General features: G+C 39.8%; 11 protein-coding genes. 8 read left to right on the forward strand and 3 right to left on the reverse strand.

All coding sequences use genetic code 11. The annotated features are described in order from the left end of the window. Nucleotides 1-514: 514 nt before the first annotated feature. The 4 genes from aspT (at nt 515) to JZ787_RS13510 (ending at nt 5,278) form a co-directional block, all read left to right on the forward strand. Entirely contained in the window at nt 515-2,200 is a 1,686-nt protein-coding gene (aspT, locus tag JZ787_RS13495; protein WP_168159283.1) for an aspartate-alanine antiporter, read from the forward strand. Nucleotides 2,201-2,255: 55 nt separating this feature from the next. After that, entirely contained in the window at nt 2,256-3,854 is a 1,599-nt protein-coding gene (locus JZ787_RS13500) for a bifunctional aspartate transaminase/aspartate 4-decarboxylase (RefSeq protein ID WP_346312588.1), read from the forward strand. A gap of 158 nt (nt 3,855-4,012) precedes the next feature. Then, nucleotides 4,013-4,843, forward strand: coding sequence for a hypothetical protein (locus JZ787_RS13505; protein WP_346312589.1), 831 nt, complete (start codon nt 4,013-4,015; stop codon nt 4,841-4,843). Between the two features lie 108 nt (nt 4,844-4,951). Further along, nucleotides 4,952-5,278: a hypothetical protein gene (locus JZ787_RS13510; protein WP_234950288.1), complete on the forward strand. Its 327-nt coding sequence runs from the start codon at nt 4,952-4,954 to the stop codon at nt 5,276-5,278. 3 nt (nt 5,279-5,281) lie between these two features. Here JZ787_RS13510 and ruvC read toward each other — a convergent pair whose 3' ends face one another. After that, on the reverse strand, nt 5,282-5,827 hold the full coding sequence (gene ruvC / locus JZ787_RS13515; RefSeq protein ID WP_004984936.1) for a crossover junction endodeoxyribonuclease RuvC: 546 nt from the start codon (nt 5,825-5,827) through the stop codon (nt 5,282-5,284). A gap of 122 nt (nt 5,828-5,949) precedes the next feature. On the opposite strand from ruvC, the gene JZ787_RS13520 reads away from it, so the two are divergent. Both JZ787_RS13520 and JZ787_RS13525 read left to right on the forward strand, forming a co-directional pair. Beyond that, a complete protein-coding gene (locus tag JZ787_RS13520) occupies nt 5,950-6,531 on the forward strand; it encodes an FxsA family protein (protein WP_168159281.1) in 582 nt (193 codons plus the stop codon). Between the two features lie 131 nt (nt 6,532-6,662). Next, a complete protein-coding gene (locus JZ787_RS13525; protein ID WP_168159280.1) occupies nt 6,663-7,304 on the forward strand; it encodes a LysE family transporter in 642 nt (213 codons plus the stop codon). Here the strand turns inward: JZ787_RS13525 and JZ787_RS13530 are convergent. After that, a complete protein-coding gene (locus JZ787_RS13530) occupies nt 7,266-7,478 on the reverse strand; it encodes a hypothetical protein (protein WP_346312590.1) in 213 nt (70 codons plus the stop codon). The genes JZ787_RS13525 and JZ787_RS13530 overlap by 39 nt on opposite strands. Nucleotides 7,479-7,792: 314 nt before the next feature. Here JZ787_RS13530 and JZ787_RS13535 point away from each other — a divergent pair, with 314 nt between their 5' ends. Continuing rightward, on the forward strand, nt 7,793-8,038 hold the full coding sequence (locus JZ787_RS13535; RefSeq protein ID WP_026056381.1) for a hypothetical protein: 246 nt from the start codon (nt 7,793-7,795) through the stop codon (nt 8,036-8,038). Nucleotides 8,039-8,133: 95 nt separating this feature from the next. Here the strand turns inward: JZ787_RS13535 and metK are convergent, their stop codons facing one another. Next, entirely contained in the window at nt 8,134-9,300 is a 1,167-nt protein-coding gene (gene metK, locus JZ787_RS13540) for a methionine adenosyltransferase (RefSeq protein ID WP_004984924.1), read from the reverse strand. A gap of 718 nt (nt 9,301-10,018) precedes the next feature. Here metK and tkt point away from each other — a divergent pair. After that, nucleotides 10,019-12,007, forward strand: coding sequence for a transketolase (gene tkt / locus JZ787_RS13545; protein ID WP_346312591.1), 1,989 nt, complete (start codon nt 10,019-10,021; stop codon nt 12,005-12,007). Nucleotides 12,008-12,094 lie beyond the last annotated feature (87 nt).

The following is a 12,094-nucleotide window of genomic DNA, read 5'->3' on the forward strand; positions in this document are numbered from 1 at the left end:
TAAAAAAGCCCATCTCATTTGATGGGCTTTTTTTATAGTATTTTAACTGTGGAATTCAATATGAAAATTAAGCGCTACTTATTGTTGGTAGCTACCGAATTTATAGTTCATTAAACTTATCAATAGGTTCAAATAAAGCTGAGATATGTTGAATTCATAATTGTGACACGGATCACAAATTAAAGAGATCGATTCTATTAAAAACAGGATTTATAAAAATAGTTAAATCAGTTATTTATATTAATTTTGAAAAGAAAATAAAGATTAAATAAACTATGTTAAATAAAAATAAATGATTTTTGTTACAGTATGAAATATTAATTCAGATGATTTTACTTTGTTTATATGAGAATGAAAAACCTATATATTTTTAAGTTATTTTGAAATAATTAATTATCATCATTTATAGATAAAATAATATATTTGCATTTATATATTCTGAGGAGTATTTTATCAAATGGAAAAATAAACTTTAGTTTTAATGATAAATCTAATAATAAAGTGAGTCCATAATATGATTGAGTGGCTACAAGGTGAATTAAAACATAGTCCCGAAATTCTATTGTTTTTGTCATTGGCAATAGGTTTTTGGATTGGTCAATTTCAATTCGGTAAGTTCCAATTTGGTGGTGTCGCTGGATCATTATTGGTTGCAGTGATTCTAAGTCTGATAGGTGTACCTGTTGACAATGGTGTGAAAGCCATTCTATTTGCACTATTTATTTATGCAGTTGGATTTGAAAGTGGTCCGCAATTTTTCAAATCTCTCGGACCTCAGTCGATTAAAGAAATTCTACTGGCTGCCTTTATGGCCATTTGCGGGCTTATTACCGTCCTCGCTATGGCGAAAATATTCGATCTAGACAAGGGTTTGGCTGCGGGCTTAGCCGCAGGCGGGATGACACAATCTGCCATTATTGGTACGGCAGGTGATGCTATCTCGCGCTTAGATTTGCCAATGGCAGAGATTCAACGACTGCAAGCCAATGTCGCAATTGGTTATGCTGTGACTTATATTTTTGGCTCTCTAGGTGCGATTATTATTTGTGTGAATATCTTGCCGAAATTTATGGGGCGAGAAATTCATGATGACGCACTTAAAGCACAGTCTGAGCGTTTAAAAGGTGCTTTTGAACTTGCACCGGGTCAGGAACTGGCGATGCCAGAAATTGTGGGACGGATTTATAAAGTTCAACAAGCATCTGGTCAAACGATTGCAGAATTAGAAGCCCAAAAGTCAGGTATTACCATTGAGCGGCTTAAACGTAAAGATCAGTTTATCGATGTATCGCCTGAAATTACTTTGCAAACGGATGATGTAGTTCTCATCGTTGGTCGCAGAGCAAGTGTCGTTTCTATTGCAGAGAATATTGGCTCCGAACTCCAATCTTCTCAGGGTATGGAAATGGTCATGGATACGACGGATGTCATTTTAAGAAACTCTAAATACATCAATCGAACATTAGGTGATGTCAAAGCCAATACGCCTGACTATCTTAAACATGGCATTTATGTGCTGGGCATTAAACGTCAGGACGAAACACAACTCTTAAGTGATGAAACTATCCTACGTCAAGGCGATGTGGTGACCGTATACGGAACCAAAAGTGATCTTGAGCGTTTAGTTAAAGAAGCAGGTAAGGCCTTACCAGAAAGCTTAAAAACAGACTGGATCTTCCATGGTGCTGGTTTGGTGGTGGGCTTACTGATTGGCTTATTTGTTGTGCGTATCGGTGATGTTCCTCTGACACTTGGTGCTGGCGGTGGCGCACTTTTATCAGGTCTGTTGTTTGGTTGGCTACGTAGTCGAAACCAAGTTCATGGCAATATGCCTTTAGCAGCTTCGCAGTTACTTAAAGATTTAGGTCTTGCAGGTTTTGTGGCTGCGGTTGGCTTACAGTCGGGGTTACAAGCCATTCAAACCATTAAAGACAGTGGTTTATCACTATTTATGATTGGTGTCGTGGTTACCGTTGTGCCACTGATTCTCTCGATGCTATTCGCACGTTATGTTCTGCGTTATGACAATGTCGCAGTGATGGCTGGTGCTTTAACTGGTTCACGAAGTGCAAACCCTGCATTTGGTGGCGTGCTCGATAAAGCTGGCAATTCAATTCCTACGGTTCCCTTTGCAATTACCTATGCATTGGCCAATGTTTTTTTAACCTTGCTGGGTCCACTGATTGTGGGTTTAGCTTAAAAATTGATGTTTAACAATAAATCTTTAGCTTCACTATAATTAAAGGAGACTTCCCATGGGGAACGTTGATTACTCAAAATATGCAAAACTAAGCCCATTTGAATTAAAAGATAAACTGATTGCGCTCGCAGAAAGTCGAACTGACCGTATGATGCTGAATGCAGGCCGAGGAAACCCAAACTTCCTTGCAACTGTCCCTCGTAGAGCTTTTTTCCAACTTGGTTTATTTTCTGCAACTGAATCTGAGTTTTCATTTTCATATATGCCAGAAGGACTCGGTGGTTTTCCACGACCTGTAGGCCTGCAATCTCGCTTTGATAACTTTATACTTGAAAATCGTGATAAACCAGGCGTAGTGTTTTTAGGAAAAGCGATTTCTTATGTTAGAGACCAGTTGGGCTTAGACCCTGATGCATTTTTATTGGAAATGGTTGAAGGTATTTTGGGTTGTAATTATCCTGTTCCAGATCGTATGTTACGTCTGAGCGAAACCATCATTAAAGAGTATGTGTTACGCGAAATGGGCGTGCAGGGTATGCCAAAAGATGGCTTAGATCTGTTTGCAGTAGAGGGCGGAACAGCAGCCATGGCATATATCTTTAACTCGCTTAAAGAGAATAAAATTATTGTTAAGGGTGATCGAATTGCCATCGGCACTCCAATTTTTACCCCTTATTTAGAAATTCCAAAACTCAATGATTATCAGTTGGAAGAAGTATTGATTGAGGCGGATCCAAATCAGGGATGGCAATACCCAGAGTCAGAGCTCCGAAAATTAGAAGATCCATCAATTAAAGCTTTTTTCTTGGTGAATCCAAGTAATCCACCTTCGGTCAAAATGAGTGATGAAGGCTTGGCAATTTTGGCTGATATTGTTAAAAAGCGTCCTGATCTGATTATCCTGACCGATGATGTCTATGGAACATTTGCCGATAATTTCAAATCACTATTCGCCATTTGTCCAGACAACACCATTTTGGTTTATTCGTTCTCAAAATACTTTGGTGCGACAGGCTGGCGTCTAGGTGTCATCGCCACGACCAACAATAATATTTTGGATAAGAAGCTTACTGAATTATCTAAAAAAGATAAAAAAGAACTAGAAGAGCGTTATTCATCGCTAACGACTGATCCATCAAGCATCAAGTTTATTGATCGTCTGGTGGCAGATAGTCGTAATGTCGCTCTAAATCACACCGCTGGACTGTCGACACCACAACAAGTTCAAATGGTTTTATTTGCGCTATTTAACTTAATGGATTCACGTCAAAGCTATAAAAAAGCGGTTAAATCTGTGGTTCGTGAGCGTGATGCAGCGCTGTATCGACAACTGGGTGTTGATGTTCCTCAAGATCCAAATGCTGTCGATTACTATACGCTGGTGAATTTGGAAAATACTTCGCGGACGCTGTATGGTGATGAGTTTGCAGATTGGGTTATGAAAAATAAAAACCCAACCGAGTTGCTTTTCCGTGTAGCGGATGAAACGGGGGTTGTTTTACTTCCGGGCTCAGGTTTTGGTGTACAACATCCTTCTGCACGAGCGTCTTTGGCAAATCTGAATGAATTTCAATATGCAGCCATTGGTGATTCATTACGACGTTTTGCGGAAGAGTCTTATCAAGAATATCTAAACTTTAAAAAGAAAAAATAAGCTTGAAAAGTATAGATTAATCTAGTTGTAAAAAAGCCCATCTCCTTTGATGGGCTTTTTATATGATGGGTATTTTTAATAAAAAAATACTATATCTCAAATACTTTGTGTTAATTTTAGGAGTACATGAAAAAATTAATAATTAAATAAGATGACTTATGATTTTAAATTTTCTCCGAAAGCCTTTAAAGCTAAAACATTTTTTGATTTTTATACTATTGTCACCAATCATTATCGTTATTTTGAGTGTTATTGTTAGTGTATTAGAACCAAGTGATGTACCGAGCTTAAAAGAAAAACCATATGAGTGTGGAAGTTTTGGCGATCAGAAAATGCGCATTGATCGACGATATTTATTTTTTGCAAGTGTTGAATATCAAGATGTTAATTATTGGGAGAAAGGTTCTAATCAACTACATAATACCAAAGGTTGTAATGATCAAATCGGTAACGCCACATTTCTTGTGAAATGGCCAGAAATGCATCCTTCAGAAGGTTTTAGACTTTCCTCGAATCAAATCAGTGACATCGCTTTCACTTTATCACAACGTGGTAATTGGAAGGATGAGTGGGGAGACGACAAAACGTTTTTTGATTATACGCCTTCATTGAAATTTTATTTAAGTGAACGGATGGGTGCTCGAAAAGATATGAGCATAAGTGAGATTAATTCGGAGAAGAAATTTAATGCAAGTTTGTCACTTTATGAAATAGATTTGGGAGAGCAAGATAATATTTCTAAAAAAATTTACTGGAAAGAAGAAAACGGGAAAGGCATTGGTGTAGTCATTGCGTGTGCTTCATATCCAAGTGGTGCTACGGCGTGTGAATTAAATAGTCATGTACCAAATTATGGTTTTAATACTAGTAATTTGGATATAGATTTCCATGCGGAGCTTCTGCCACATTGGGAAATAATTCAGCGTGATTCTTTAAAATTATTTAATTCTTTTCAGATAGAAGAAAATAAAGTAAATGCTTCCAAGTAAGAATATTGAAGTAGCATAAGAACTATTGAGTAGTAAGAAAACGCGATATAACGCAATCAAGCCTAAAATTTAAAGACTTCGAATAATGGTAAAAGTGGGGGAGGAAGAATGGATAAATACTTACTGGTGGCCTTGGTGGTTGGTGCATGCATATTGCTGGTGATTTACACCCAACTTGCACCATCAGGTGGACAGAAAAATTTTAAGCAAATCGTACAGCAGGCATTTAGTCGTTATAAAGTGATCGAAAAAAACTACACCATTATGATTTGTGAGATCAACCATCGCAATGAGCCAGAAGAATTGGTCTTTATACGTATCGATCCTGCTCAAAAGAAAAATTTACGCATTTCGGGAAGAATGCTGATAGCAACTTATCCCAAAGCACCATCGGTACGTGAAATGCGTAAAGACTTTAAAAACTATGTCTCTTAACGCTTAGCGTCGACGAGAGCTACTACGGCTGCGTCCGCGCGCCATACCGCCTAGAGCATTGAGTACAGCAAGCTTGGTCATACTGCCTGAAGCATGCGCATGACAGATGGCAGCAGCAAGAGCATCGGCTGCATCTTGCTGTGGTTTGATGCTTAAATTTAAAAGTCTCATCACCATCATTTGTACTTGTTCTTTGTCCGCAGCACCATAACCGACCACAGACTGTTTAATCTGACGTGCCGTGTATTCTGCAACTTGTAGATCAAGGTTGACCAATGCAGCAATAGCAGCCCCGCGGGCTTGTCCCAGCTTCAGTGCGGAGTCAGGGTTTTGTGCCATAAACACTTGCTCAACCGCTGCTTCGGTTGGGCCATGAAATTTTACAATACGATCAATCCCTGCAAAAATACGTTTTAGCCGTTCAGGCATATCAGCAGCTTCGGTACGAATGGTGCCAGCATCGACAAAAATTAGTTTTTGACCTTCTTTTTGAATAATACCGTAGCCTGTAAGGCGAGAACCGGGGTCAATACCAATAATTAATGACATGCTTGCCCTTTAAAAAAAATAATATGCCCATATTGTTACATAAGCGTATCAAAAAAGCTTGATGTAGATTGAGCACTTGATTCTTGCACCTTATTCATTTTGTTGAGATTAGATTAATTTTCATGAAATTATTTCTTTTTATATTAGCTGGTGTCATTCTCGAAGTCTTCGTATGGATCGGCGTGGGCGACCTCGTTGGTAGCATGTGGTACGTGTTCTTCTGGTTTATTGCCGCTTTCTTTATTGGTATGAGCCTGATTCGTAAGTATTCAGCAGGTTTAATGCCACAAATGCAGCAAATGCAAGCGGGCCAGATGGGTGCAGATCCTGCATTAACAAACAATCTGCCAAAAATCATTGCGGGTTTTCTTTTATTGATTCCTGGCTTGGTGACAGACGTGGTTGCCGTGTTATTGCTTATTCCTGCGGTGCAAAAAGCCATGACAGGTGCACTGATGAAGGTGATGATGAAACGTCAGCAAGCGATGATGGAAAAAATGATGGGTGGCATGATGGGGGATATGAATGGCATGGGCGGTGGTGCTCAAGGTCAAAACCCATTTGCAGATATCATGCGCCAGATGCAAGAAATGCAGCAACAGCAGGGCGGTTCAGCTTATCGTGACTCGAGTATTATTGATGGCGAAGCACGAGAAGTCACGCCAGAGGCGAAAAAAATTGAAATGAAAGATGTGAATAAATAATTTCATACCCAATTTTAAAGCCGAGTTCTAACTCGGCTTTTTTATCTCTATGAAAATGTTTTAAGTGCTTATGATTTAAAATAAATATAACAAACGATATAATTATTTTTTAAAATTTATGCCGCTTTTTTATGTCATTGCTTTTCACGATTTGCGCATTGCATTTTGTTGCGCAGCTAAGTCCTGGTCCTGATGTTTTACTGATTGCCAAAAGTTCAGCTTCGACCACACAAAAAAACACTTTAAAAACGATCTTAGGTATTTCCGTTGGCATTGTAGTTTGGGTGGTTTTAACCTTGTTAGGTTTTACCGTACTCATCGAAAAAATGCCATGGATTCAACAGGTATTGATGGTGATTGGTGGGGTGTTCCTTGCACGTATGGGGTGGCTGATGTTGAAAGCAGGCCTCAACACGATGCAGCAAGAAACTTTGCTAGATGATGGTCAAAAACTGCCTACACCCAAGGCCAACCATTATTTCATGTCAGGTTTACTGACGAACTTGTCTAACCCGAAAACGCTGATTTATTTCAGTAGTGTGTTTTCACTAGCCTTAAGTTCTAGCGCAAGTCCCTATTTAAAAATGCAACTTGCGGTCATTATTCCAATCCAAACTTTTATGACTTTTGCACTGCTGATGCTGCTTTTATCATTACCTAAAATTAAAGCGGCATATCAGCGTTCAGGAAGTTATATTGACATTTTTTCTGGCGGGTTGTTTCTGATTTTTGCTTTATGGCTTTGGTACGATGCTTTCGCAATCTACATCTAAGTCATTTTTAAGCTCTTTAGATGATGGAGCCTGTCCCAAGATAGACACTTCGTCTTTTTTACTTTGCGCATAGCGGTTGGGCTGCAATGTCGCTTCGGTATTTTCTGAGCCCTTATAGCTCCGACTGCGGTTGGCACGTTCGCGTAAACCGCCTTTTTTAATCAACTGAACCATTCTTTCTTCCTCATCGTTGCATCTTATTTTAATAAACAATCGCGAGAAAACTAAAGGGTTTTCAGCAAATATGACGGAATACGTCAAAAACTATTATGTTACAAAATGAAATTGTCATGATTCGGTGTTATAAAGAGGAATATGCGTTAAATCAATTGATTAATCTTTCAGTGTAAGCCGTTGCTGACATTACTTCAGGTGAATGGCGCTTGAGTCTCAACAAATACTCACATAAGATAAATGAATCTAACATTCTGTGAGGCAGGGTGATGGACAATAAAAACAAGAAAGGACAAAAACAAGGGGGTAAAGCCATGCTCTATCAATACCACTGCGCATGTTGTGAAACAGTTGTGGCATCAACAGATAAAGACTGTCCAAACTGTGGATCACATAATATTCGAAGTCCTTTTGGATTTTGGATTTTCTGTATTGTTGCATGTCTTGCAGCAGCGATTATCGTTAAATCTGTACAAGTCTATTTGGCCGACCGAAACAGTGAACCCGCTGCGGTAACATCATTGTTTGATGTGTTGAATCATGAAAACAAGCCTAAGTAGTGGAGTTCAATGACTTCACGACTGAACTGATGGACTATTCCCCATCAAGGAAAATAAAAAAACCCGCATTAAGCGGGTTTTTTTTTGGATCAAAATTATAGACCAGCTGAAGCTTTAAGCGCTTCCACTTTGTCTGTTTTTTCCCAAGTAAATGCAGTATCTGAACCTTCACGACCGAAGTGACCATAAGCAGCTGTTTGCTTATACATCGGTTGAATGAGGTCAAGCATACGAGTGATACCGTATGGACGTAAGTCGAAGTGTTCACGGACTAATGCAATGATCAACTCTTCAGATACTTTTGCTGTATTGAAGGTATTGATCGAAATAGACGTTGGCTCAGCCACACCAATGGCATAAGACACTTGAATTTCACATTTGTCTGCAAGACCTGCTGCTACAATGTTTTTCGCAACATAACGACCTGCGTAAGCAGCAGAACGGTCAACTTTAGATGGATCTTTACCAGAGAAAGCACCACCACCGTGACGTGCCATGCCACCGTAAGTGTCTACGATGATTTTACGACCTGTTAAACCACAGTCGCCCACTGGGCCACCAATCACAAACATCCCTGTTGGGTTGATGTGGAATTTGGTGTCTGCATGGAACATTTCAGCAGGGATCACTTTTTTCACGATTTCTTCAATCACAGCTTCTTTTAAGTTGCTTTGAGAGATTTCAGGATCGTGCTGGGTAGATAATACGACTGCGTCTAAACGAACAGGCATACCATTTTCATAAGCAAAAGTTACTTGGCTTTTTGCATCTGGGCGTAACCATGGTAAAGCGCCACTGCGACGTAGCTCAGCTTGCTTTTCCATTAAACGGTGTGCATATGAAATTGGAGCAGGCATAAGCACGTCAGTTTCACGGCTTGCATAACCAAACATTAAACCTTGGTCACCTGCACCTTGATCTTCAGGCTTTTGACGGTCAACACCTTGAGCAATCTCTGGTGACTGTTTACCAATCATGTTGATCACAGCACATGTTGAACCATCAAAACCAAGGTCAGAATGGTGGTAACCAATGCCATTTACGGTTTGACGAACAATCGCTTCGAAGTCAACATTTGCAGTTGTTGTGATTTCACCTGCAAGTACTACCGCACCCGTTTTTACAAGCGTTTCACAAGCAACCCGCGCATATGGGTCTTCTTTTAAGATCGCATCCAAGATAGCATCACTGATTTGGTCAGCCATTTTATCTGGATGGCCTTCGCTTACAGATTCCGAGGTAAATACAGCGTACTCGCGCATAAGTCCTATCACAGTTAATTTAAAAGACGCAATATGGTACATCGACTTAGCCGTTTGAGCCAGTTCTACACGACCAAAATGACTGAATTTATTTCAATTCAACGACTTTTTATCTGATATAAGCATCTAAAAAATTGATATAGCGTTTATTTTTAGTTCGAAATGACAAAGTAACGGTTCTGATTCAAAGTTTATGGGTGCGTATCATGAGATTTTGTGCTTTGGTTATATCTAATTGTAAAACAATAGTTTGTTTGATTTTTTTTGGCTTGGGTGTTAAGTTGGTAAATAAAAAATGCTCAAAATATGCATCATAAAAAAATCTATAATTTGTACTAATTCATGAATAATTTAAAAAAGTGAATAAAATTCACCATGAATGTTTAATTGTATGTAAAAAATACAAATGTATCTTGTGATGTGTTTGATACTCAAGGATAACGGTTTGTTCTGATTAGTGAATAGGGTGGCCGAGCTTTGTTTTTAAAAGTTGATGATTCTATCGTGTAGAATTTGACCCGGAGAAAAGCGAGAGAGGCATTTCTGAGTGAAATTGTTGTGATTTTAGGCAATGCCCGCATTTATTAGACATTGATGATGAATAAATAGCGAAATATTGTCCATTAGGCTTTACCCATTCCTCTTTTTTTAAGACAATACAGCTATCTTTGAATTCTATTCATCTTACTCTTTAAATCATTTGTTTGGACTCTGACCTATGACAACCCCGCTTAACGAACGTCGTATTGCAAACGCAATTCGTGTATTGGCAATGGATGCTGTGCAAAAAGCAAACTCTGGACATCCAGGTGCGCCAATGGGGATGGCTGATATCGCTGATGTGGTATGGCGTGAGTTTTTCAACCATAACCCGACTAACCCTCAATGGGCGAACCGTGACCGTTTTGTACTATCAAATGGTCATGGCTCTATGTTGCAATATGCGTTATTGCACCTTACGGGCTATGATTTATCAATTGAAGATTTAAAAGCATTCCGTCAACTGCACTCTAAAACGCCAGGTCACCCAGAATTAGGTTATGCACCAGGTATTGAAACTACGACTGGCCCGCTTGGTCAGGGGATTGCAAACGCAGTTGGTTTTGCTCTAGCTGAAAAAACCTTAGCAGCGCAGTTCAACAAAGATGAGTTGAGCGTTGTTGACCATTTCACTTACTGTTTCTTAGGTGATGGCTGTTTAATGGAAGGTGTTTCTCACGAAGCATGTTCACTTGCAGGTACTTTAGGTCTAGGTAAACTAATTGCTTACTATGACGACAACGGTATTTCAATTGATGGTGAAGTAGAAGGTTGGTTCTCTGACGATACAGAGCAACGTTTCTTGGCTTATGGTTGGCAAGTACTTAAAGCTGATGGTCATGATGCAGATGCATTACGTGCTGCAACTTTGCAAGCAAAAGCTGAAACAAAAAAACCAACGATCATCATCTGTAAAACGATTATTGGTCTAGGTTCACCAAACAAGCAAGGTAAAGAAGACTGCCACGGTGCGCCGCTAGGTAATGACGAAATCGCATTAACACGTGAAGCATTGGGCTGGACTGAAGGTCCATTTGAAATTCCTGCTGACGTTTATGCAGCATGGGATGCAAAAGCAAAAGGGACGGCTTCTGAAGCGGCTTGGAATGAATTATTTGCTCAATATGCAGCAAAATATCCAACTGAAGCAGCTGAACTGAAACGTCGCCTTTCAGGTGAATTGCCAGCTGAATTCCTTGCTCAAGCAGATGCGTTTATTGCTGACACTAATGCAAAAGCTGAAACCATTGCTACGCGTAAAGCAAGCCAAAACACATTGCAAGCTTTCGGTCCATTATTGCCTGAACTATTAGGCGGTTCTGCGGACTTGGCTGGTTCTAACTTAACACTTTGGAAAGGTTGCCAAGGCGTTCAGGACAATCCTGCAGGTAACTACGTACACTATGGCGTACGTGAGTTTGGTATGACTGCCATTGCAAACGGTGTTGCGCTTCACGGTGGTTTCATTCCTTACGTTGCAACATTCCTTATGTTTATGGAATATGCGCGTAATGCAGTACGTATGTCTGCGTTGATGAAACAACGTGTAATCCATGTATATACACATGACTCAATTGGTTTGGGTGAAGATGGTCCAACGCACCAACCTGTAGAGCAAATTGCGTCTTTACGTGGTACACCAAACTTAAATACCTGGCGTCCATGTGACACGGTTGAAGCAGCTGTGTCTTGGAAGTCTGCACTTGTACGCTCAGAAGGCCCAACTGCGTTGATCTTCTCTCGTCAAAACTTACCATTCCAAACACGTACAGATGCACAAATTGCAAATGTAGCGAAAGGTGGTTATGTATTGGCTGAAGAAAAAGGCGAATTAAAAGCGATTATTATTGCGACGGGTTCTGAAGTATCTTTAGCAATGGAAGCACATGCACAACTTGAAGGCGTGCGTGTCGTGTCTATGCCATGTGCAGAAGAATTTGTGAAGCAAGATGCAGCGTACCGTGAAGCGGTTCTTCCATCAAACATTCGTGCGCGTGTTGCTGTTGAAGCAGCGCACGTAGACTACTGGTGGAAGTTTGTAGGTTTGGATGGTCGTGTAATTGGTATGACGACTTATGGTGAGTCTGCACCTGCGAAAGACTTATACCAATACTTCGGTATTACCACTGAAGCAGTTGTTGCTGCGGTAAAAGAATTGACAGCTTAATTTTTAAAAATTAACTGTTTGAAGGACGCTCCAGTTTAGGGGCGTCTTTTATTTTGAATGGTGTATATAATATGCAAGCTGCTGCCG

It is taken from the genome of Acinetobacter sp. BWR-L5, assembly GCF_039655985.1.
Lineage (GTDB): Bacteria > Pseudomonadota > Gammaproteobacteria > Pseudomonadales > Moraxellaceae > Acinetobacter > Acinetobacter johnsonii.

Excerpts from the sequence above, each read along its gene's own strand:
- JZ787_RS13525 (WP_168159280.1), top strand. The coding sequence starts at position 6,663 with ATGTCATTGCTTTTCACGATTTGCGCATTGCATTTTGTTGCGCAGCTA.
- metK (WP_004984924.1), bottom strand. The coding sequence starts at position 9,300 with ATGCGCGAGTACGCTGTATTTACCTCGGAATCTGTAAGCGAAGGCCAT.
- JZ787_RS13505 (WP_346312589.1), top strand. The coding sequence starts at position 4,013 with ATGATTTTAAATTTTCTCCGAAAGCCTTTAAAGCTAAAACATTTTTTG.
- tkt (WP_346312591.1), top strand. The coding sequence starts at position 10,019 with ATGACAACCCCGCTTAACGAACGTCGTATTGCAAACGCAATTCGTGTA.
- aspT (WP_168159283.1), top strand. The coding sequence starts at position 515 with ATGATTGAGTGGCTACAAGGTGAATTAAAACATAGTCCCGAAATTCTA.
- JZ787_RS13520 (WP_168159281.1), top strand. The coding sequence starts at position 5,950 with ATGAAATTATTTCTTTTTATATTAGCTGGTGTCATTCTCGAAGTCTTC.
- JZ787_RS13500 (WP_346312588.1), top strand. The coding sequence starts at position 2,256 with ATGGGGAACGTTGATTACTCAAAATATGCAAAACTAAGCCCATTTGAA.
- JZ787_RS13510 (WP_234950288.1), top strand. The coding sequence starts at position 4,952 with ATGGATAAATACTTACTGGTGGCCTTGGTGGTTGGTGCATGCATATTG.
- JZ787_RS13530 (WP_346312590.1), bottom strand. The coding sequence starts at position 7,478 with ATGGTTCAGTTGATTAAAAAAGGCGGTTTACGCGAACGTGCCAACCGC.
- JZ787_RS13535 (WP_026056381.1), top strand. The coding sequence starts at position 7,793 with ATGCTCTATCAATACCACTGCGCATGTTGTGAAACAGTTGTGGCATCA.
- ruvC (WP_004984936.1), bottom strand. The coding sequence starts at position 5,827 with ATGTCATTAATTATTGGTATTGACCCCGGTTCTCGCCTTACAGGCTAC.